The sequence below is a fragment of the Bilifractor sp. HCP3S3_D3 genome, from assembly GCF_052063915.1.
Taxonomy (GTDB): domain Bacteria; phylum Bacillota; class Clostridia; order Lachnospirales; family Lachnospiraceae; genus Bilifractor.
Map to the genome: position 1 here is coordinate 38,154 of NZ_JBQHWP010000019.1, position 23,707 is coordinate 61,860.

The 23,707-nt window shown below is 48.3% G+C and carries 15 protein-coding genes and 1 pseudogene; 12 read left to right on the top strand and 4 right to left on the bottom strand.

The features are described 5' to 3' along the window. The first annotated feature begins 75 nt into the window (after nucleotides 1-75). Together ACTNDI_RS11315 and ACTNDI_RS11320 are read left to right on the top strand one after the other, a co-directional pair. Nucleotides 76-2,064 carry a DUF2207 domain-containing protein gene (locus ACTNDI_RS11315; protein ID WP_441101085.1) on the top strand — a complete coding sequence of 663 codons (1,989 nt, stop codon included), beginning with the start codon at nucleotides 76-78 and terminating at the stop codon, nucleotides 2,062-2,064. A 71-nt stretch (nucleotides 2,065-2,135) separates the two neighbouring features. Then, complete coding sequence (locus ACTNDI_RS11320; protein ID WP_441101086.1) at nucleotides 2,136-3,860, top strand: ABC-ATPase domain-containing protein; 1,725 nt, start codon at nucleotides 2,136-2,138, stop codon at nucleotides 3,858-3,860. A 151-nt stretch (nucleotides 3,861-4,011) separates the two neighbouring features. On the opposite strand, the gene nadA is transcribed toward ACTNDI_RS11320, so the two are convergent. Further along, nucleotides 4,012-4,929, bottom strand: a complete 918-nt coding sequence (gene nadA / locus ACTNDI_RS11325) for a quinolinate synthase NadA (protein ID WP_441101087.1) — start codon at nucleotides 4,927-4,929, stop codon at nucleotides 4,012-4,014. Between the two features lie 481 nt (nucleotides 4,930-5,410). On the opposite strand from nadA, the gene ACTNDI_RS11330 reads away from it, so the two are divergent. The 6 genes and pseudogenes from ACTNDI_RS11330 (at nucleotide 5,411) to ACTNDI_RS11355 (ending at nucleotide 10,452) form a co-directional block, all read left to right on the top strand. Continuing rightward, entirely contained in the window at nucleotides 5,411-6,796 is a 1,386-nt protein-coding gene (locus ACTNDI_RS11330; protein ID WP_441101088.1) for an L-aspartate oxidase, read from the top strand. Nucleotides 6,797-7,115: 319 nt separating this feature from the next. Continuing rightward, nucleotides 7,116-7,967: a carboxylating nicotinate-nucleotide diphosphorylase gene (nadC, locus tag ACTNDI_RS11335; protein WP_441101098.1), complete on the top strand. Its 852-nt coding sequence runs from the start codon at nucleotides 7,116-7,118 to the stop codon at nucleotides 7,965-7,967. Between the two features lie 278 nt (nucleotides 7,968-8,245). Beyond that, complete coding sequence (locus ACTNDI_RS11340) at nucleotides 8,246-8,803, top strand: transcription repressor NadR (protein ID WP_441101089.1); 558 nt, start codon at nucleotides 8,246-8,248, stop codon at nucleotides 8,801-8,803. Between the two features lie 41 nt (nucleotides 8,804-8,844). After that, nucleotides 8,845-9,129 carry a TIGR04076 family protein gene (locus ACTNDI_RS11345; RefSeq protein ID WP_441101090.1) on the top strand — a complete coding sequence of 95 codons (285 nt, stop codon included), beginning with the start codon at nucleotides 8,845-8,847 and terminating at the stop codon, nucleotides 9,127-9,129. Nucleotides 9,130-9,363: 234 nt separating this feature from the next. After that, nucleotides 9,364-9,891: pseudogene (locus tag ACTNDI_RS11350) on the top strand (PrsW family glutamic-type intramembrane protease); the annotation flags it as partial. Between the two features lie 90 nt (nucleotides 9,892-9,981). Next, nucleotides 9,982-10,452 (top strand): N-acetyltransferase family protein, encoded by a 471-nt coding sequence (locus tag ACTNDI_RS11355; protein WP_441101099.1) that lies wholly within the window; start codon nucleotides 9,982-9,984, stop codon nucleotides 10,450-10,452. Nucleotides 10,453-10,581: 129 nt separating this feature from the next. Here ACTNDI_RS11355 and ACTNDI_RS11360 read toward each other — a convergent pair whose 3' ends face one another. Then, a complete protein-coding gene (locus ACTNDI_RS11360) occupies nucleotides 10,582-13,098 on the bottom strand; it encodes a YfhO family protein (RefSeq protein WP_441101091.1) in 2,517 nt (838 codons plus the stop codon). Nucleotides 13,099-13,488: 390 nt separating this feature from the next. Next, nucleotides 13,489-14,280: a 4,5-DOPA dioxygenase extradiol gene (ygiD, locus tag ACTNDI_RS11365; RefSeq protein ID WP_441101092.1), complete on the bottom strand. Its 792-nt coding sequence runs from the start codon at nucleotides 14,278-14,280 to the stop codon at nucleotides 13,489-13,491. Nucleotides 14,281-14,645: 365 nt separating this feature from the next. On the opposite strand from ygiD, the gene ACTNDI_RS11370 reads away from it, so the two are divergent. After that, nucleotides 14,646-15,011, top strand: coding sequence for a winged helix-turn-helix transcriptional regulator (locus tag ACTNDI_RS11370; RefSeq protein ID WP_441101093.1), 366 nt, complete (start codon nucleotides 14,646-14,648; stop codon nucleotides 15,009-15,011). 169 nt (nucleotides 15,012-15,180) lie between these two features. Here the strand turns inward: ACTNDI_RS11370 and ACTNDI_RS11375 are convergent, their stop codons facing one another. Next, nucleotides 15,181-16,623, bottom strand: coding sequence for a helix-turn-helix domain-containing protein (locus ACTNDI_RS11375; RefSeq protein ID WP_441101094.1), 1,443 nt, complete (start codon nucleotides 16,621-16,623; stop codon nucleotides 15,181-15,183). Nucleotides 16,624-17,110: 487 nt separating this feature from the next. Between ACTNDI_RS11375 and ACTNDI_RS11380 the strand changes: the two genes are divergently transcribed. From ACTNDI_RS11380 to ACTNDI_RS11390, 3 genes are all read left to right on the top strand, one after another. Beyond that, nucleotides 17,111-21,439 (top strand): leucine-rich repeat protein, encoded by a 4,329-nt coding sequence (locus tag ACTNDI_RS11380; protein WP_441101095.1) that lies wholly within the window; start codon nucleotides 17,111-17,113, stop codon nucleotides 21,437-21,439. A 487-nt stretch (nucleotides 21,440-21,926) separates the two neighbouring features. Then, nucleotides 21,927-23,318 (top strand): ABC transporter substrate-binding protein, encoded by a 1,392-nt coding sequence (locus ACTNDI_RS11385; RefSeq protein WP_441101096.1) that lies wholly within the window; start codon nucleotides 21,927-21,929, stop codon nucleotides 23,316-23,318. A gap of 148 nt (nucleotides 23,319-23,466) precedes the next feature. Continuing rightward, on the top strand, nucleotides 23,467-23,707 hold a 241-nt coding region (locus tag ACTNDI_RS11390), incomplete at its 3' end, for a hypothetical protein (protein ID WP_441101097.1).

The following is a 23,707-nucleotide window of genomic DNA, read 5'->3' on the forward strand; positions in this document are numbered from 1 at the left end:
TCGGCTGTTTTGTCCGGCTGCATGGCAGTCCGATGTATATGCGACAGTCAGATGAGATGACGGAGGGTCAGATTTATGCGTATTCTGTCTGCAATCAGAAAATGGGCACATACCTGGGCTGTGATGCTGGCGGTCTTTGCTTTGCTGTTTGTCCCGGCTGTTCCGGTTCATGCAGAGGAGGAAACATCAGCAGATATCTCCGCGTCATCGGATCATGCCGCGGAGACGTCCGGGGCGTCTGCCGATGCGTCGGAAGATATCATCGCGCAGGAGACGGATTATTATATCAAATCTCTGTTTGTGGATATCACGGTGCGGGAGGACAACGTTTTTGATGTCACAGAGACTTGTGTCTACGATTTTATACAGCCGCATCACGGCCCGGTGAGGGAGATTCCGGAAAATCATTACCGGTATTATGCGGATGGAACGAACTGTTATGTGATTGCGCGCGTTTCGGATTTTCAGGTGACAAGTCCGGACGCGAATACCGACGTCAGCAAAGAGAACGGCGCATATTATATCGGTTCGTCCGATGAGACCTACACGGGAGAGCACACCTATGTGATGAGCTATACCTACAGCATCACGAGTCCGGACCCGCTGGAGGATGCCGATGAGCTGTACTACAATATTGTCGGTACGGGATGGGCATGTCCGATCGAATCGGTTTCCTGGAAGATCACGATGCCGTCTTCTTTTGATGCCGGAAAAATCGGCTATTCTGTCGGAACTTCCGGAAATGCAGGATATAATCCGGATCAGCTGACCTCGTCTGTCAACGGGCTTGTGATCAGCGGTTCGTATGATACGGCGCTGTATCCCTACGAGGGAATTACGATCCGCTGTGAGCTCCCGGAGGGATATTTTGTGTTTCATTCGCACAGAACGGCGGCGTGGACCGCGATCGTGATTCTGCTGCTGATTCCACTGATTGCTGTTCTGCGGAACTGGAAGCGCAGCGGACGGCGCGCGGTGCCGGTTGTGAATTTTTATCCGCCGAAGGGTATGAATCCACTGGATGTCGAAGAAATATGGAACGGCACAACGGAACATAAGGTGGCTCTGATTCCGTATCTGGCTGACCAGGGCTATTTCACGATCGAGGAGCCGAAAAAAGGTAAGGTCCGCTTCAGGCTTCAGAATAATGATTTCACGGCATTGAAAAAAGACGAGAGGGCGTTTCTCGAGGGAATGTTCCCGGGCAAGAGAGAAATCGGGACGGTTTCCTCTGTCAGTGATCTGGAATACAAGTTCAACAGGACGCTGGACAGGGTCGGCGAAATGCACAAAGAAAGTGCTGCAAGGCAGATCCGCGGCAAGAACTTGAGAGGACTGATGTATCTTCTCGCATTCGTCGAGATGACGCTCTGCCCGGCTGTTTACACGGCCTATGTGGTCTATATGGATGACATGGGCAGCGCCGTATGGTTCGGCATGATCGCTGTGGCTGTCATGGTATTCGGCATGATTATTGTGTACCAGAAGGGAAAATACCAGGAGCACCGCAAGAAGAGTGTGGCTGTGATGGCTGTCAGTACAGTGTTTCTGGCCGGCCTTTTTCTCTTTACCCGCCGGCTGTATTCGGTACCTGCCGCACTAATTATGCTGTGTGCAGGATTTCTGAACTTCCTTGCGGCGGACCGCGCGGTGTACCGGACAGAGGAAAACCTGAAGTACTATGGCGACGTGCTCGGCTATCGGAATTTCATTGAGAAAGCGGAGCTTGAGCAGCTGAAGATGCTGAGCCGGGAAAATCCATCGTATTTTTATTTTACGCTGGCTTACGCATATGTGTTCGGTCTGGAGAACAAGTGGATCTCGCAGTTTGAGAAATACAATATTCCGGTTCCGGAGCCGACGTGGTATTACGGATATCATCCTTTCGTTTTTACAACGTTCCGGGAGGATTTCGGTCATGTGATGCAGGCATCATCGACAGCGCTGAGCGCAGCCCCTCCTTCCGAGAGCGGTGTCGGTTCGGGTGGCTTCTCCGGCGGCGGTTTCAGCGGAGGCGGCTTTTCCGGAGGAGGATCCGGAGGCGGAGGCGGCGGAGCGTGGTAAGAGCAGGATCCTGAGAAACGTGGATAATGAGCGCGGTCTGTACGGACGCACAGGAAAGGAATATTTGTATTATGCAAACGAAAAACGAACTGCTTCGCGCATTGCGGAGCATTGATCACCGGGGATATCCGGCGTATAAGTCACTGAGAGGGAGCTACGATTTCGGCAATTATGTGCTGCATATCGTCCATGTGCAGGGAGATCCTTTTGCCAGTCCGTCTGAACTGGCTGTTACGGTGAAGGCGCGGGATGCGCAGTGGCCGGCGGCATTCTGCAGCAGATATGAGACGAGAGTCGCTCTTCAGGATATGATTCTGCGGCGCTTCAGTTCCAGGCTGCGCGAGGTGTCGGGAAAGGCCGGCGGATCGGGAAAAAGCGGAAACATGAGTGCCAGCCGGCCTGGCCAGGAGATTCTGGACAGAAGCGCATGCCAGCTTGGCGGAGATGGCGATGTGACGCTCCGTTTTTATGCGGGATTTCCGGCCGCCGGGCGGACAGTGCTGGCAGGTGAGCTTGAGAAGATGCTTTTTCACTTTCTTCCGGATATTGTCCGGGATACTGCCGTTGCGGACGCATGGCAGGAGAAGATAATCAGAGATGTAATAAATCTTGCGGAAGATCAGGCTTTTCTCAGAAGCGAGCTTGACAGGCTGTCACTGTGTGCCTTTGTCGCAGACGGTGCCGTTCTTCCCAGAGAGAGCGGAATCTCGCAGAAACCGCTGAAGGATGCACTTCCCTTTCGTTCTCCGGAGGAGGACAGGATCACTCTGAATCTTCCCCATCATGGAACAATCAGCGGTATGGCAGTAAAGAGAGGGATCACACTTATCATTGGCGGGGGCTACCACGGAAAATCCACGCTGTTAAAAGCCTTGGAGCGGGGCGTTTACAATCATATCGCGGGAGACGGCCGGGAATATGTTGTGACGGATGAAACAGCGGTTAAGATCCGGGCGGAGGACGGGCGCTGTGTGAACGGCGATGACATCTCGCTGTTTATTAACCGGCTGCCGAATGAAAAGGACACGACTGCATTTTTTACCGAGAATGCCAGCGGAAGCACTTCTCAGGCGGCTTCCGTTGTAGAGGCTATGGAGTGCGGATCGAGAACGCTGCTGATGGATGAGGATACCTGTGCGACGAATTTTATGGTGCGGGATGCTTTGATGCAGAAAATTGTTTCAGCAGACGAGGAGCCGATCACACCGTTCTCTGACAGGATGCGTGCGCTGTATGAGAATGCCGGCATCAGCACGGTTCTGGTAGCGGGCAGCTCCGGCGCGTTTTTCAGTCGTGCAGACACGATCATTCAGATGGACCGCTACGAGCCGAAGGACGTGACAGAAAAGGTGCGGAGAATTGTTCCATGCTTCTCCGGTTCTTCTCGTGAAGAAAAGGATCGTGGATCTGGCGCCGCTTATCGTCCGGATCAAAGCAGACGTTTTCCGCGTCCGGGCAGTGATTTCCAGGAGCAGAGAGGCCGTGTAAAGCATAAAAATCTTGGGACGGAAGGGTTTGTGATCGGACGAGGGGAGACGGACCTGAGGCTGGTGGAGCAGCTGGCGGACCGGGAACAGAGCGAATGCCTTGCCCGGACATTTTTGCTGATGGCAAAAGGAGATATGAACGGACGTGTGAATGTGCGTTCGCTTGTAAATGACTGGGAAGAAACCTTCCGGAAAGAAGGCTTCGGGATGTATGGAGAACACGGTCAGGTTTCCGGAGACATGGCGAAGCCCAGGAAAGAAGAACTGGCGGAGGCAATCAGTCGCTGCAGAGGGCTGGTGTGGAGGTAATCCGGCCGGGCGGATGGACTGGTATGGAGAAATTCCGGCCGGGCGGATGGACCGGAACGGAGATAATTTGCCGGGCAGATGGACTGGTATGGAGATAATGTGTCCGGGCGGATTGAGCCGCCCGGATCGAGCATGAAGTTTTCACGCTTCTTCAGCCGCCCAGCTCGATCATGTGATCGATGCATTTCCGCGCGTTGCGGATGGTCTGAGCAGTGAGAGTAATTTCGTCACCGCCGATTCCTTCGACGGCATGGAGCACATCCGGAAGAGTGGTCATCTTCATGTTGTGGCAGACACATTGCTTTGAGAGCAGATAGAAACGCTTTTCGGGACAGGAAAACTGCAGGTGCGAGACTATGCTGCTCTCTGTACCGATGATGAATTCATTGGCATCGGAGGATTCGGCATATTTCATGATGCCGGTAGTGCTGCCGACGTAGTCGGCGAGATCCACGACCTCCTTCCGGCATTCAGGATGAACCAGAAGCAGAGCCTTCGGGTGTGCGGCGCGGGCGGCCAGCACATCCTGTCTGGTCATTCGCATGTGAGTCGGGCAGCCGCCCTGAATCATATGCAGTTTTTTGTCCGGGAGCTGTTCGGCAATCCATCCGCCCAGGTTGCAGTCCGGAATGAAAAGCATTTCCTTTTCAGGCATGCGCCCAATGATCTTCACAGCGGATGACGAGGTGACGACGACATCACAGACTGTTTTCAAACTGGCTGTGGTGTTTATATAGGCTACGAGAGGAAGTCCGGGATTCGCAGCTTTCAGCTGGAGAGCCTGGTCGCGGTTCATCTGCATCGCCATGGGGCAGCCGGCCATCGGATTCGCCAGCAGGACTTTTTTGTCCGGAGAAAGTATCTTACAGGTCTCTGCCATAAAACGGACTCCGCACATCAGAAGAGTGCTTTGCGGCGCTTTTGCTGCCTGCACACTCAGACCATAGGAGTCGCCGATGAAATCTGCTACCTCCCAGATATCATGACTCTGGTACGCGTGTGCCAGAATACAGACATCCTTTTCGCGCTTCAATTCTATAATCCTGTCCTGCATTTCTCTCGTTGTCATGATAACTATCCTTTCTCATTAATATACTGTATAAGCTCTTTGAAAACGCAGACAGGATCGTCACGCGCGAAGCGTGTGTAAGAGACTGTATGCGATTTCGAAGGCAACAGGTATGAGGATGAAGCGCGAACGCGCGAAATCCGAATACCTGTAGGATTGCGGGAGTGCGAAGCACGGAGCAATCCGTAGCTTATACAGTATGTGTCACGACTTATCGTACGAGGTGTACTGTATAAGTCCAGTCGCAATGTTCTTGGCCCACGGGGAGCCTGCTCACCACAGTCCTTCTTGAAGCTTTAAGCTTTATAGTTTTCTGAAGTTACAAGTCAGGGAAGTTTCCTGCCCGCAAGTATAACACGATCTGAAAATGTGTCAAGACATATGTAAATATATGACTTGTCATGTGTAAAATCAAGTGCTATACTCCTCTGCGAATAGTTTGACAGAGAATCGCGGCTGACTGCCGCAGAAAGAAGAGACTATGAAGAAGACAGACATACTGATCGTCGGCAGTGGCTGCGCAGCCCTGTATTTTGCACTGCAGGTTCCGGAGAACCGGAAGGTAATGCTCATAACAAAGGCGGATTTTGAAAGCAGCGATTCCTATCTGGCGCAGGGCGGAATCTGCATGCTACGCGATGAGGCAGATTATCAGTCGTATTTTGAGGATACGATGCGGGCGGGACATAACGAGAACGATCCGGTATCAGTGGATATCATGATCCGTTCATCTCAGGATGTGATTCGTGATCTGATCGGATACGGAGTCCGTTTCGCCAGGGATGAGAATGGAGCTCTGGCGTTCACGAGAGAGGGCGCTCACAGCCGGAAGCGTATCCTGTTCCATGAGGATATCACGGGAAAGGAAATTACGAGCCATCTCATGGAGGCAGTGCGCCGCCTGCCGAATGTGACGATGATGGAGTATACAACCATGGTGGATATTGTAACAGACGACGATCCCCATGGTGCATCAGGGCATCAGAAGGAAGACGCGGCGGGCAGATGCCGGGGCGCGGTCGTTCGCTATCCGGACGGAAAACTGGGGATCATTGAGGCAGATTACACAATCTTTGCGACGGGCGGTATCGGCGGGCTCTACAGTCATTCGACGAATTTCCGTCAGCTGACGGGCGATGCGGTTGCAATTGCGCTGAAGCATGGCATTGAGACGGAGCATGTGAACTATATCCAGGTGCATCCGACAACCTTTTACTCGGGACACGAGGAGGACCGGAGCTTCCTGATTTCTGAATCTGTCCGCGGCGAGGGAGCGAAGCTCTATGGGAAGAATATGCAGCGCTTTACGAATGAGCTTCTTCCGCGGGATCTTCTGACACAGGAGATTCTGAAGCAGATGAAAAAAGACGGGACGAAGTTTGTCTGGGAGGATCTCAGGACGATTCCCCATGAAGAACTCCTCCGTCATTTTCCGAATATTGTTCAGCATTGCGCGGAGAACGGCTATGACGTGACGAAGGAATGCATACCGGTGGTTCCGGCACAGCATTATTTCATGGGCGGGGTAAAGGTGAACCATGAATCCGGGACGAGTATGCCGCATCTCTATGCGGTCGGAGAATGTGCCTGCAACGGAGTTCACGGAAAAAACAGGCTGGCATCCAATTCTCTTCTGGAGTCCCTTGTCTTTGCAAAGCGGGCTGCGCGGGACATGATGAATGACTACGAGGGAATCCGTGACAGTATGCCGGATGTATCCCTTGCGGAATACCGGGATCCGTTGTCTGTTGAGAGGCGTTACGCAGCCATGATCCGGAAGGAGATTGAAGCGGAGGGAGGACCCTCTTCCGTCAGGATCGCTTATCGTGACAAGTTCGCAGCGGAACCTGGAGCGGAAGCCGTATAATTGCCGTACCAGGTGATGCGTCGTATACCGTTGCAGAAATTGCCGCGCGAGTCGATGAGGCGCATGGCGGTGCAGATGCTGTGTTGTACAGATGAAACCGGTTAATATGAATGAACCCGGTCATGCGAATGAATATAGTTATACGGATGAAGCCAATCCTACGAAGAATTGAGTAGGTGAAAAGCACATACATATCCTGTGGATGAAATTGCAAAAGCATTGAGCATGGAGTAAAATTCTATAATACGGCAGTGAAAACGGTGCGGCACGGGGATATGACATTATTGTGCGACAGTCAATAGTGGAGGAAAAGGAAATGTTGGATCCGATTACAATGAAACTGCAGGTCGATCCGCTGATCGAGAGCGCGCTCAGAGAGGATATCACAAGCGAGGATGTCAGCACCAACTGTGTGATGCCGGAGGCAAAGATCGGAGAGGTGGATCTGATTGCGAAGGAGAAGGGAATCATCTGCGGACTTCCCGTTTTTGAGCGGGTGTTCACGCTTCTGGACCCGAAGACTGAGGTGGAATTCTTCGTTCGGGATGGGGACGAGGTGAGAGAGGGAATGCAGATGGCGAAGGTGCGGGGAGATATCCGCGTGCTGCTTTCCGGCGAACGGACGGCCCTTAATTATCTTCAGAGAATGAGTGGTATCGCGACCTGTACCCGTCAGACCGCTGCACTTCTTGAGGGCACGGATATCTGGCTTCTCGACACACGGAAAACCACGCCGAACAACCGTATCTTCGAAAAATACGCGGTTCGCGTGGGAGGAGGTCACAATCACAGGTATAACCTGTCAGATGGCGTTCTTCTGAAGGATAATCATATCGGCGCAGCGGGAGGCGTCAGACAGGCTGTTGAGATGGCCCGCGCCTATGCGCCTTTTGTGCGGAAGATCGAGATTGAGGTGGAGAATCTGGATCAGGTCCGGGAGGCTGTCGATGCCGGCGCTGATATTATTATGCTTGATAATATGAGTCACGATCTCATGGCTGAGGCAATGCGGATCATTGCCGGAAGAGCTGAGGTTGAGGTTTCAGGCAATGTGACCCGGGAGAAAATCGCTTCGCTGACGGATCTCGGAGTCAATTACATATCGAGCGGCGCACTGACACACTCCGCTCCGATTCTGGACATTTCCATGAAGCATCTGCATGCAGTCTGAAGCTCTGACGTACAGAAATACAAAGATGATGGAATTTTTCATGCTGAAGGCATCTGCATGCGGTCTGAACCTCTGACGTACAGAAACGGCGATCCGATAGTTGTACTTCAGAATGGATCAGAAGCAATTTATATGCGGAGAAGCGAGAAAATTTTTTCAGAAGCAATGGAACAGGATATATATTTTTCCAGATGCGATGGAACAGGATATTTTTTCAGATACGATGTAAGAGGATATATACTCTCTCATATGCAATGAGCAGGTAAGGCAGGTGAAACATGTTGACGGGTACAGAGCGCCGTGAGGCTATTCTGGATATTTTGAAAAAAAACGAAGGGCAGGTTTCCGGAGGTGCGCTTGCAAGACGATTTTCTGTGAGCAGGCAGGTGATCGTACAGGACATAGCTCTGCTCAGAGCAGAGGGACAGCCAATTCTTTCTGCCGCGCGGGGCTATGTCCTTGACCGGAAGGAAAAGTCGAAGCTGAGCCGCGTATTCAAGGTTTGTCACACGCCGGAGCAGGCGTGCGAGGAGATGAATCTGATCGTTGACTGCGGTGGAAGAATCGAGGATGTCTTCGTTTATCACAGGGTGTACGGGATCATTCGTGCCGCCATGCATATCCGTTCGCGTCTGGATGTGAAAAAGTATGAGGAGGAACTTTCCGGAGGAAAAAGTTCACCGCTGTCCGGCATCACATCCGGGTACCATTATCATACCGTGACTGCGGACAGCGAGGAGACGCTGGATATTATCCAGAGGGAACTTGCGGATCACGGATTTCTGGCAAAGCTGCAGGACTACGAGCCGGTGGATTTCTGGTCTAAAAGGAGTTAGAATATTCTCCAACACAGAAAAAATTATCCGGGAGGTACGATATGGCAGAGAAACGACCGAAGATCAGGATCACAGTGATTGACCGACGGGGAAAGATGGGATGCCACCGCGGACATCATGTGGGTGAGGTGTTTGATTTTGACGAGGACAGAGGGAGGATCTGTCCGATGGCTATGCACTGTGCCTTCCCATATATCGACATCCTTCGCTACGGCGGAAGCATTCCCGGACAGCCTGCGGGGACCGCGGAATTCTGCTGCTCTGACGCAGATACCATCATGGTCTTCCGGGCAGAGATTGCAGAGACGGGTGAAGGGGAGAATTGAATGAATGAGAAGAAACAGAGACGGCAGCTGATTGTGACCGGTGTACTGATTCTGCTGGCAGGGTTGGGAATACTCATCAACGAAGCAGATTTCATGGGCAGCAGTCACACGAAGGTGCTTCAGTATCTGGAGGTATACAGCGCATTTCTTCCGCTTCTGATATATATTGTACCCTTTGGGATTTTTGTGAAACAGATCGGTGCAAAGGGCGAGATGAGCAGCCGGGAACTGCTGATGGCGGTTTTCTGTGGAGCATTCATTACAAGTCCGTTTGCCGGAGAAGTGAACGACAGCTTTGATAATCTGATGAAATCCATGATGGGACATTCCTATTCCGAGGCGTGGATGGGCTCACTCGAAGCGGGAATTGCAGAGGAGCTTCTGAAACTGGGCACAACAGCACTGCTGGTGTATGTGTGGAACAGAAAAACGTTCAGACAGTACCTTCTTATTGGAATGTGCGTGGGCATGGGCTTTCAGATCGAGGAAGATATCTCGTACATTACAGAAAGCGGATTCAAAAATGTAAACGACGCGTTTCCGACGGCACTGGATCGAATCTCCGGCGCGCTTGGGTCGCACTGGTGCTATGCCGCAGTGACCGCAGCCGGACTCTATCTGATTGTCAGAGCCAGCGGAAGAAACCACAGAAGAAAGGGTATCGGCTGGATTCTCCTCGTTATGGCAGACCACTTTCTGTATGATTCTCCGATCGGAAATATAAATTTGTTCAATGCGGTTTTGACAGCGGCGGTCGTACTGCCTGTGGTCATTTTTTTCAGAAGTCCGGAAGTGTATGCAGCCAGAGCATCAGAGACTGGAGAAAGTGGGAAGATGAATAGTTACACAATGGTGAAGATCAGAAGAGCCGAGGATAAGGACATACCGGCATTGCTGAGGCTGCTGAACCAGGTGCTGGAGATCCATGCCGGTATCCGGCCGGATATTTTTATTCCGGGAACGACGAAGTACACGGTGGATGAACTGAGAGAAATTTTGAAGGATGACAAAAAACCGGTTTACGTGGCGGCTGACGGGCAGGATCATTGCGTTGGCTATGCATTCTGCCAGATGAGGGAGCAGCCGTTCTCCAACAATATGGTTCCATTTACCTCACTGTTCATCGATGATCTGTGCGTGGATCAGAGCGCGCGGGGCAGACACGTGGGCGAGGCGCTTTTTGAGCATGTGAAGCAGGAAGCGAAAAAAATGGGCTGCTACGAGGTGACCCTGAATGTATGGGCAGGCAACACTTCCGCGGAGAAGTTCTATGAAAAAATGGGGATGAAGACCAAGGAAAGTCAGCTGGAGTATATCCTGTAATGTGAAGCAGGAAGAAGGACAGCTGCAAGAAGAGGATCTCCGGCTAAAGGCCAGGCCAGAAGATTCTGCCGGCTGCAGGAAGTAAAGCCGATAGATTCTGCCGATTACTGGAAGGACAGCCGGGAGACTCTACCGGTTACAGGAGGCAAAAGACCGGCGCAGTGCTGCTCTTCTCCGCTTTTTCCAGTCAGATAGGACATACAGAATCAGTGCGCACAGGGATATAAGACTGACCGCCGCTCCGGCGGAAAGCCCCGGGGTCGTGTAACGGAAGGAGATTCTGTGTGCGCCGGCGGGAACGCGGATCAGCATCATGCCGCCGGAATTGATGATCTCTGTCTGCTGTCCATCTATGAATGATTTCCATCCTCTGTCGTTCGGGACAGAGAAATAGACGAGACTGTCACTGGAATAATCACTGTCACAGACAAATCCGTCAGAGGTTCTGCGGAAATTTTTCACGGCGCGGCTGGAATCACTGGCGACACGTTCCGCAGCGACTTCCTGAAGCTCGCCGTCGGTCAGATCAACCTTCTTTCCCGGACTGCTCTTTGAGAGATTATCCGCCTCACGTCCGGAAGGACTGTAGCCCTCCTGATCGCTGTCAAAGACAAGCCCTGCATTATCGGAGGGATCTAAATGACTGTTTCCGGCGGAGGCGGTCCGGGCTGTCTCCAAATCCGTCTGAATGGCGTCCAGCGCATCGCGATAGGAAACACAAGGGGCCAGATCGCTTACACTCTTGCGGTCATCGGGCTGAATCACAGCTGCCCGCAGGAGAACAAGGCCTCTTTCACTCACATCAATTTTCTTCAGATCACGCTCTGTGATCACTTGATCGACCGCAAAACCGATCGGGCAGGCATTCCTTTCCACAACATAATAATTTTTTCCATTTACCTGATACGTCCGGAGCGGTGTTCTCCCCTTCGGGTCCGTTGTTACATCGTATTTGCCGCCGAACAGCTCGGCCAGGCCGGCGTAGGAGGTCTTGTCCAGTCTGCGCGCCTGCTTGTAAAAGTCAAACAGACTGTCAAAATGCACGATGGAATCCGAAACCGTAGAACTGAAAATGCGCAGACCGGATGCTCCCTCTGAATAAAGCATCATGTTCTCATCGATGTAACGGTACTGGTCGTCAATCGGCTCAAGCTGACTGTAGAGACGTATCTTCTGCGTGCAGGTCTCGCGGATTCCGTCTGCGAACCGGTAATAGCCAAGCACATATGCAGTGGTGAGAAGGGCAAAAACAGCAGTCCAGGCGGTGATGGACAGACAGAAATGGCGTGCGCCGGACGAAAGCCTGCGCAGGATGAGCAGGCCGGCCAGAGACACGGCAAAAATCAGGAAAAAGAATCCTCTGTGGCAGACCAGGCTCTTTTCGGAGTCGCTCCATTTCATGAGATTCAACGCGAGATAATAGACGACAAGAACGGCCATATTGACGAAAAGAGCCGTTTTCAGCACGTCGTTGTTTTTTTCTCCGGCCCGCTGTTCCAGCACAACTGCAGATGCAGACGCCATCAGCAGGATCAGCATATACCACCAGCGCTGATTGGCTTCTGTGAACAGAAGAAACGCAGAGGTCAGAAGGGGAGAAAAGGCAGCCGCTATGAGAACGAGCAGCATTCTGGAGAGCCAGTCGCTGCGCTTTTGGTGCAGGTATGCAAGGACGCCGCTCATGCCGATCAGAGGCAGGTAAGCGGAGGTGGATGTCCACCTCTGGTTGTACACGGCACTGCTGTCATACATTGCCTCGCCCGGGAACAAAAAACCCTTGAGCAGATACAGGAGCATTTTCGGCTCGGGGAAGAGCTGTGACAGCAGGAGCTGAATACTGCTTCGCTTGTTTCCGGAAATGAACAGGATGTTCGGGAGGAACAGGACTCCGGCGATCATCACGCCCCAGAGGCCTGCAATACCGCAGAGGAGGAGATTCCTGAGGGTAAGCCTCAGATTCCTTTCTCCGTATCGCAGAAAGAAGTAGAGAAGCAGAAAAACAACCTGTCCGACAAAGAAAAAATAGCTGTTGAGGCAGGAAAGTGCCGTCACAAGGATGAAAGGCTTTCCGTCACGAAGACGGCATTTTCCCGATTTCATCATCCGGTCAAATTCCAGAAGGAGCAGAGGAAAGAGGATTGTGACATCGTGGAAGGTGTAAAATTCGAGATTTACGGCCTGATAGCCGGAAAACGCGTAGAGCGTCGATCCGATCACGGCGTAATTGTCATCGCGGGTGAACTGACGGATGTAGAGGAATGATGTTATTCCCGCGGCAATATATTTCAGAATATAGAGCCACCCCATCACACACGGCGTGGCGCTTACCGGGAACAGCATCGTGATCCAGAAGGAAATGCTGCCGAGACCGTAAAAACTGTACGCACCGACAGTCTGAGTTCCGAGGTCGATTCCCCATGACCACGACTGACCGTTCAGAATGGCCTTGTGCATCCCGACACTGAAAGGAATTGCCTGCGCATTGTAATCTCCGCACAGCGTAAATACTCCTTTATTCATCAGAATCAGCCAGAGGAAGGACAGAAGTGCGACAAGGGAGTTAACGGCAATACATCGCCCGAGTGCTCTGTCTTTTTTCTCCGGACATGAGGATAACGATTTTTTGAGGTCAATTTTTCTGAACATAAGCCATCCCGAAATTTTAAAGCACCATGTTCCGCAGACGGGTGTCAGAATATTTATAACTCGCCGCGGCACTTCGCTGATCATACCGGTTGTCTTCGAAATCGCATCCAGTCTCTGATGCGCGTTTCGGGCGCGCCGAGGCCGGAGGCTTCATCAGGTAGTACGCTTGATCTCCAGTCTCTTACGTGCGTCTCGGGCGCGCCGAGCCCTGTCTGCATTTTCGAAGAGTTGATATGTAATGCCTATATTATAGACAGGATGGAGGCCGAATACAATTAATTCGGCGTTAAATGATCGGAGATGACGGTTTGGAATCTAAGAATGGTTATCTGAAGACAGGAACGCCTGTATGCCGTAGAACATCTGGTGTGTTGTATGCCTGCCTGATTATTAATTCTGCTCAAGACCGAACGCATAGCCGGTCATCGCGATTGCGCCGAGTTCACAGTGGTTGTTGAAGACCTGTGGTTTTTCACCTTCGGATGCACCGAGCATGTAGAGGAGCGGAAGAAAATGTTCCGGTGTAGGAGCGGCATATCCGGCGTTCGGTACGGATTCATATGCGATCACGCGGTCATCCTGGCGATTCCGGACATATTCCGTGATTGCCTTATTAAATGCAAGACATTCCGGGGATCCGTCCGGGTTGTCCCAATCTACCAGGCGCAGATTGTGTACAACGTTTCCGCTTGCAAGGATCAGATAGCCTTCATCACGAAGGGGCGCGAGTGCTTTTCCGAGATTGTAGATTTCATCCGGGGAAAGCGTGCCGTCAACGGAAAGCTGAACGACCGGGATATCCGCCTCCGGGAACATATGACAGAGCACGGTCCAGGCACCGTGATCAATGCCCCAGTCATCGTTGACGGACACCCGGTTACCGAGAAGCGCGGCCACGCGTTCGGACAGGTCAGGATATCCTTTGACCGGATATTTGAAGTCATACAGCGCTTTCGGGAACCCGTACATGTCGTAGACCTGTTTTGGATTTTCCGTGCTCTGCACAAAAGTTCCCTTTGTATACCAGTGTGCGGATACGGCGAGGATTGCCTTCGGTTTTCCGAATTGTTCTCTGATTTGAGAGCCGATGCTGTGCAGACCTTTCGTCACAGATGTGTTCTCCAACGCCAGCATTGGACTTCCATGGCCGGAAAAAATAACCGGCATTCTTTTTTTATTCATAGTACACCTCCGTAAATTTCATTCAAGATCATCAAATGCTGTCAGGGACAAATGTTTTTTGCCCCGAGATGAGGCCGGGAACTGCTTCGTTATTTTGAGGCTTCTTTTGAAACTCTCCGACCTCATCGAAGATGGATAATGTCAGGAACGTGAATAATTCATACTCATAAGTTTAATTATCCGAGTTGCGAAAATAATACGACCATAGTAGAATGCAGTCAAGCAGGATTTTTTCCTTGAGCAGGTATGTTTTGCTTGAGTATTCAATCCGCCGCGTGAAGCGGGATCGGGAATGATGAATGAAGGAATTGCTTCTATGAGACGGAGCAGCAGGTCGGTATTGGTATATAAGAGCAGGTGGTATCATGAAAAAAGAAACATGTAAAAGAGCAAATCAATTCGGTATGTGTCCGTATGCGACAGCGCAGCAGCTGTTGTCGGGGAAGTGGGCGATTCTGATTCTGCATGCTCTCGCGGGCGGGCCGAAAAGGTTTAATCAGCTGCAGAAGGAAATTCACATTACGCAGGCTACTCTTGCAACACATCTCAGGAATCTGGAGAAAGAGGGGCTGTTGACCAGGACGGTTTATCCGGAGGTGCCTCCGCGGGTGGAATATGAGCTTACGGAGATTGGGTACGAGTTCAAACCCGTTCTTGACAGCATTGAATTGTGGGGAAGAAAGTATATCAGGCATCTTGAACAGACGAACTCGTCTTCTGATCGGCTCTGATCCATGCAATAGTTATCTCTGTTGAGTCAGGGAAAACAGTCTGAACTACCCGGGTGTCCGCTGACAGTGCCGGGTAGTTGGAAATGGCCTATCAAGTGGAAATCACTTGTTTGACCACAAACGGATCAGTGTTATCATTGCGTTTATATCGATATTCAATTCCCATTATTCATCGAAATTGCTCAATGATTTTTTGAACCCTCTGTTTTCCCTCACTGAAAGGCATGTAGATCCTGTCATCCAGATTCGAAAAATAATCCCAGAAGCAGGAGGTAGTCGAGGGCTCCTTGGAAAAGAAAATATGATAGCTGTTCTCGCGGACGAGCGATATGATGAAGAATGTTGGCGATGAAGTGAGAGTGAGCCCGGAGTTCACCAGACAACTGTCTTCTTTCAAAAAATGTACATTGTCCGGGGAGAGGCTTGCCAGCCAGCTCCGGACAATCTGCAGGCGATCTTCCTTTGAGAAAGGTGTGTAATACGCCTCCGGAATCTCATGGATTCTACCGGTAGCCAGGAATTGGCGGACACCGTCGATTGACACGATGTCTTTGGTAAGGTTGCGTATGTGTTTTCTCCACCAGGTCAAATAGGTGAGATACTGCTCGACAAAGGGGCGGATTTCTGTATGATCACGGCACATGTAGCGTTCGCAGATATCGTTGGTCAGAAAGGGTGTCAGACAAGGCTGAGTGCCGATCACAATCTCTCTGCTATGCGGTACTGTTTTTTCAGCAATACTGTAGTATGACTGGAAATCTTCAATGATCCTGGATGGTGAGTCCGGGCGAATGACCATTGGCCGCGACTCTTTCATTAGAGAATCAAAGTGCATATTGAGATCGGCGATAAATCTCGGATCTTTTGTGAAGATACCGGTCATTGCTGTGTCACCGTTACCGAAAAGAAACGCACAGCTGTCTGTTACGATATAACTTGACGTGAGTGGCCATTTTTCCTGCTCTACATAGTCCGTGTAATAATAGTAGGAGGTATATCTGTCTGATCCAAGTGCCAGTTGCAGAGTGTTCTGCAGAATGGACAGATTTTTCCGCATGATGTCTGCATAATGGTCACCTCGCTGTCTCATTCGGATGATATTCTGGATTTTCGATTGATTTGCCGATTTTTCCGCAATAGAGAGACACTCCAGAATATGAGGGTCATCCGGCTGAACGACAGCATGGATGGTCCCTTCGTCAGCGGTCGTCAGGATGGCGAGCAGAACCTGCTGAACGTTCAGGTCGCCGCGTATGTAGCTTATGGAATGGTCAAGCAAGCTGTCCGGGAGTCTCTGCTCGAACATATAGGATTCTGTTGCGTCCGGCGTGATACGGAAATGCTGCAGCATTGTCTCGATCTCTTTCCAGAGTGCGATACGCTCCTTTCCGAAGTGTTCGATGCGCCAGTAATCGCGCAGCTTGTGGCGGTCCTCATTTGACATATTCATATAATCCGAAATCAAATCCACAACGCCGGGCTCGGACGGCAGCCTGGAACCGCGCACATACTTATAAATATTTGATCCGATGCCAGTGCCTTCACCCAGCTCCTTCGCAGAAATGCCCGATCTTTTTTTGTAGACACTGATTAAGTCGCTAAAATCACTCATTCTGTCCCTCCAATTTCAATGCCATTTTCCTATTTCAGCTACAGTGTTCACGTTGTAATCATGTCTTGTACTCCGTATCTCGCAGGATTGACATCTTCTTTCTCTCTTTATTAAGTCTGATGTTTTCATTTTCTCTATATATTAAGTTTGATGTTTTCATTCTATTAAATCCCTACATGGACAACAATATCATATTTTGAAAACCCCCTGTCCAGACGATTGTCCAATTATATGGGGAACAAGTTCAGCTCCTTTGAGCGGGAGCGTGATAGAGAGTGACTTTTGTCGGACATTTAGTTGGACACAGACAAGGATCTATCTATATTGCGAAAAATATGCACGAAAAAATATAATAGTCTTAAAATCCGTGCTGCATACAACAGTTTATGTGAAATTATGGCGCGGATAGCAATTACCGGAGAGAGAAAATGTATCCTGAATGGTAATTGCAAGAGGCCGGTAAAAAGAATGAGGAGGGATGAAAAACATGAAGAAGAAGCAATTTCTAGCTGCTATTATGGCGGTTGCGATGGCGTCATCGCTTGCTGTGACAAGTCCTAGGACGAGCTATGCGGCAGATAATGGCGCTGGAGATCAGGCCGTAGAGGAACAAGCAGACGTGGTTGGAAGTGACAGTACATCTGTGGAAGATGAAGCGGTGTCCGAATCGCAGAATAATGTGGAATCAGAAGAAACGACTGATAGCCAGGAGTATGAAGCATATTCAGTTCCAGAGGACACTGACGAAAGCATTATTGCGGAAGAATCAGCTGGCCAGCAGGATGTTTCTGTCACACAAAGCGATAATGGAGTAGATGAGGCATGGGACAGCGATGAGGCATTAATGGGCGTATCTGCTGGTGCGAGCACAGAAGCACAGAGCGGTGATGAAGACAAAACTTATGGCAACTTTAAATATGAAATAAATAGTGACAATAATTCGGTTACGATTACCGAGTATATTGGACAGGAAGAGAATGTTACGATACCGGAAGCGATAGACGGCCGGCCGGTGACTAGTATTGGAGAATATTCTTTCGCAGGTTGCACATCGATTGGAACGGTTGAGTTCCCGTCCGGATTGGAATCAATCGGTAGGGATGCATTCTCTAAGTGTAATAATCTCAGGAATGTACAGTTGCCTGAAGGGATTAAAACGATTGCCGTAGGTGCTTTTTCAAGTCCATTGATTACAAGTATAACAGTACCCAAAACAGTGACCAGCTTGAACGCTTCCTATTCCTTCACTTTTACAGAACCATCGGCATTTTCAAATTGTCAAAACCTTGAAACCGTGATATTTGAAGACGGGACTACGAGCATTCCGGACCATGCATTATACTCTTGTAAAAAAGTTAAAAACATCATCATCCCGGAGTCTGTTACGGAAATCGGAGATACAGCGTTTCAGGATTGTACATCATTGAAAACGATCCAGTTACCGAAAAAATTAAGGAAAATCGAGGATAGTTTATTTGCCAATTGTACCTCACTTGAGAACGTTGGAATGCCCTCAAAATTAAAAGAAGTTGAATATAATGCGTTTTGGGGATGTACATCACTTAGTACAGTTCAGTTTCCGTCAGAATTAAAAGAAATTGGCTCTGCTGCGTTTTGGGGATGTACATCACTTAGTACAGTTCAGTTTCCGTTCGGATTGGAATCAATCGGTAGTAATGCATTCTCTAAGTGTAATAATCTCAGGAATGTACAGTTGCCTGAAGGGATTAAAACAATTGCCGTAGGTGCTTTTTCAAGTCCATTGATTACAAGTATAACAGTACCCAAAACAGTGACCAGCTTGAACTATTCCCTCAATTATGGAGAACCATCGGCATTTTCAAATTGTCAAAACCTTGAAACCGTAATATTTGAAGACGGGACTACGAGCATTCCGGACCATGTATTATACTCTTGTAAAAAAGTTAAAAATATCATCATCCCGGAGTCTGTTACGGAAATCGGGACTGCAGCGTTTCAGGATTGTACATCATTGAAAACGATCCAGTTACCCAAAAAATTAAGGGGAATCGAGGATCATTTATTTGACAAATGTACCTCACTTGAGAACATTGGAATGCCCTCAGAATTAAAAGAAGTTGGATATTGTGCGTTTTGGGGATGTACATCACTTAGTACAGTTCAGTTTCCGTCCGGATTGGAATCAATCGGCGATTATGCATTTTCTACGTGCACATTATTAAGTACCATTATGCTTCCTGAAAGCGTGACATACATTAGCGACAATGCATTTAAGGGATGCAATTATAATATTTTGACTATCTATGGCGTTCGTAATTCATACGCAGAACAATATGCTAAGGATAATAACATCGCATTTTCTCATGTAGATGCATCTACGTATGTTGATTTGAAGAAAAGAGAAACAACATCTTATTGTGGCACAGTAGTCTCTGGGCAGGCAGAGGAAGTATTTTCCTCATTGTATAGTGATTGGTATAGTGCTTACAACTCTTACATAGACGCTGTTGAGAATACTTTGAAAAATGCCGTAACTGACAGCTCGATAAAGCCTCAAAGAGATAGTATTGTTGAAGAAGAAAAAGAAACATTGATGAAAGATATTTTCTTACACCCAAGCGACCTTTCAGCCCCTCAGGAGGTAAGAAATGCAGCGTATGAAGCTTTGGCTGAATTTTTCTTTGACAAAATTATTTCTATGCCAGATCTTGACCTTAGTAAAGTGTCACCATCCAATAAGATGCAGATTGTAAAGAAAATAGCGAGTCAGCTGATCGGAGAAACAGCAACCTACAAAATTGGAATAATGAAGGTAGAAATATCGTGGACGGGATTTGGAAAGAAATCAGGTTACGGTACATTGACAGTAAAAAAATATGGCAGATATTATAACTTTATGATAGGTACAACCATTGAATCCGGACAAAATGCAATCTCTGATTATATAAAACAATTGAAGGAACTCGAAAAAAGTGCTGTTGCTTCGGTAACTTCAGGAATCATTAAGGATGTATTGGAACCGTCGTTATCTACACTGACAAAGGAGTATCTAGATGAAAAATTACTGCCAAAGAAGGAATATCTAAAAAATACAAATGTCGGAGATCTTTATCAGACATTATGTAAAAGCTATAATTATTATACATATTGCAAAAAACTAAAAGAATTTACAAAGAACCTATCTATAACAGAAATAAAAGATATTACTGATTCGATGAACAAAATTGCATTTGATGATGATATTTCAAAGGGAGCAGTCAAGAAAGCTGAGAAATTACTTGAAAAAGCTTCTGAACAGCTGACTAAAGAATATATAAGTTATGTAACCGGTGAAAAGAGTGATGATACGCTCCGAGGCATATTAGACCGATTGAAAACAAAAAAAAATAATTTTCTAAAATATGTATTTGGCTGTCCAATCAATATCTCAATTTACACGAAGGATGGACAGCAGATTGCTTATGCCGGAGATGATGGTGTTTCCTATGATGAGAATGTCGCATATGCAGAAAAAAACGGCGAGTCGAAGGTCATTTATCTTTTCATAGATGATCCTGTGACGATTCAGATGCAGGCAACAGGATATGGTACGCTGGATTGTAGTGTTGAACAATTTAACAATTGTCTTGCGGTTGGACGAAATAACTTCTATGGACTGCAACTGAATGACGGGCAGGAATTATCGCTTGAAGAGACAGGTAAATCCATATCCACAAATGGAACTGTGATTTTACCGGACGAATATATTCCTTCCTCAGCAAACGCGACAATACAGATCAACGTTACGTCAGAAGGTGAAGGGACTGTTCAGGGCAAGGGTGAATATGTCAAGGGTGATATTGTTGTCTTGAATGCTGTTCCAGGCGATGGCTATCGATTTGCCGGTTGGTTTGAGAATGAAAATCTTGTAGAAACATCAAGTCTATATGAGTTTGGAGCAAAGCAGAACGAAGAAATTAAAGCGGTGTTTGTAAAGGCTAATAATTCGGAGACTACAGAGAACCAGGAGCCAACGGAGGAACCGAAACCGACGGTACAGCCGAAACCGACGGAGGAACCGAAGCCGACGGAACAGCCGAAGCCAACAGAGGAACCGAAGCCGACGGTACAGCCGAAGCCAACAGAGGAACCGAAGCCGACGGTACAGCCGAAGCCAACAGAGGAACCGAAACCGATGGTACAGCCGAAGCCAACAGAGGAACCGAAGCCGACGGAACAGCCGAAACCGACCGAAGCATCGAAATCGATAGAACAACCGAAGCCGTCAGAAACACCGCAGTCAACAGATATTCCTGAGAAAACCGGGTTTACGGATATCAATTCGAAGGATTGGTATTATAACGCTGTACAGTGGGCTGTTAAGAATAATATTACGGCGGGAACGTCGTCTACAACGTTTTCTCCGAATAAGGCTTGTACGAGAGCGGAGGTTGTTACCTTCTTGTGGAGACTAGCGGGGCGACCGGATCCATCGTTATCTGACAATCCTTTTAAGGATGTAAGTAAAAGTGCGTGGTATTATAAAGCTGCACTCTGGGCATATGAGAACCAGATTACAAATGGAACGATGAGCAGTACATTCTCTCCGGAGGCTACTTGTTCCAGAGCACAGATTGTCAAATTCCTCTGGAATTATTCCGGCAAACCAGAACCACAGGCAAATGCCAGACGATTCTCTGATGTTAAAGAAGGAAGCTGGTATGAAAAGGCGGTTTCCTGGGCAATTGCAAAGAAAATTACCGTAGGTACATCTGCGAATACTTTCTCACCGGATGGCGCAAGCAACAGGGCCCAGAGCGTTACATTGATCTACAGGATGGTAGAAAATCATTGACCATCATTTGAATATCTTAATATTTTCTGCATTCCCACCGAATCCGGATAGACGGAAACGGTGGGGATATTTGTCAGGAAAGCGAACGTTATAGTTCAGACCAATGTCAGTTAGTTAATAAGGCGGGTTAGTCCTCTTTCCGAGGTCTAACTCATTTTTTTGGTTTTTTGAAAAACTTGACATAGAAATAAAAATGTGCGGTCGCTCTCGCTACTGATGCTTTTTTGAAGTAGAGAGAGCGGCCCTTGTAATTAGGGATATGTCGTTTGCCTGAACACTGACCACACAGAAGTAGTTGACAAAAAGGTTAACATACACAATCTGCAAATGTAGAAATTTTACCCAAAAGCGTATTTGAATTAAAAAGATAATTGGGTAAAATAACCACAAGATGATAGATGCGAGACAAAAAATGGTATTAAATACTAAATATTATGATCTGAGTGATGAGAAACAAAGGAAAAATCACAATAGAAGGAGGAAGTCTATGAAAAGAAATCTGTTGAAAATTATGCTCACGTCAACACTAGCGGCAACAATGTGCGCATCTCTTGCAGCATGCGGCTCATCTGGAAGTTCTGGAACGACAGGTGCAACGGCTGCGAACCAATCTGGTTCGGCGACAAGCACTTCAAACTCTGAACAGGTTAATGCAAATTCAGATGGTACGGTAAATAATCCGGAGGCTGTCCAGATTAAAAGCGGTGATCTAAGTTTTTGGTCTCTTTTTACGGGCGGTGACGGAGAGTGGTGGCAAAAAATTGTAAGCGACTATAACAATACAAGTCCGACGAATCCTGTTCAGTGCGTCACGCTGGTTTGGGCTGATTATTACACAAAACTGCAGACTGCAGTGGCAGCCGGAAAAGGCCCTGACATGGGTATAAGTCATGTGTCTAAGCTCTATGAGCTGGCGTCGACAGGAGTCATCGAGCCTCTGGATGATTATCTGAAGGACAATGATATCGATCTCACTAAATACTATAGTCAGAATAACATAGATGCGGTCACTATCGACGATCATATCTATGCGATTCCGTTGGATACGCATGCGGAAGTGATGTATTACAATACGGATCTTATCAGCCAGGCTGGAATTACAGAGGATGATATCGCCAATATCAAGAGCATCGATGATTTTAAGGATTTGCTTAAAAAGTGCAAAGATACTCTGGGAAGCGATTGCACTCCGCTTTGCCTGTCTAACAGCGGAGACGATCCGTTCCGTGTATGGTATGCGCTTTATTACCAGATGGGTGGCGCGCCGTTTGTTAATGATGATGCTACAAAGTGCACACTGGATAAAGATAAGGCAGAAGCTGCCATGAAGGCATTAAAGGATCTTTATGATGAAGGGTACATTCAGAAAGGAATTAATTCTGACGATAACGCAGTTCCGTTCCAGAGCGGTAAGGCAGCATTTTTATTTGGTGGAACCTGGCTGACAGGTACCTTTGAATCTACAAAGGGGCTGAATTTCAATAATGCTTGCTTCCCACAGCTTTATGACAATCAGACCTGCTGGGCAGATTCACATACACTGATTCTTCCAGTAAAGAAATCCAGAACCAAGGAAGAAGCAGACAATGCTGTGAAGTTCATGTTTTACGCATCTGACAAGGGCGGAATTACTTGGGCGGAATCGGGACAGATCCCGGCATCCTCTACCGCAAACCAGAGTGATAAATATAAGAGCATGAAGGGATATAACGTAATTGATGAACTTAATAATGCACAGTTTGCTCCAAAAGCTTCTCATTATTATAACGGCATCAAGACAGATCTGCAGAGCGCTCTGGATGGTTATTGGACAGGACAGGTGGATCTTGACACGGCATATGAAAATTTAGAGACGGCAGTTAAGAACAATTTGGACTAATCATTCATCTAAGCGTCAGGATATTACATGCATAATTTTCTGGCAGAAAAGGGGTAACCGGTATTCATGGCGCTATTGAATGAAGGTCGGATGGTGTCTGGAGTGGGATTTCTCATTCCAGACATTTTGCCATTCGGGATAGTTATAGATGTTTTATGACAAAGAAGTTAGATTTTACAGTCAGAGATACGAGGAAAAATCTATGATGAAAAATGGCAATCAGATTTACAGGCATAAGACGAAAGAGCACAGGCTTTTTCTACATGCATTTCTTTTTATTGCAAACAGCCACTTTCTGCGGACAGCAGGGCCGCATTTTCCGGACGGTTCGGGCCATATTAAACGGACAGCCTGGGAGATCAGTAGGGCAGAGGGTACTCCGCCCTACT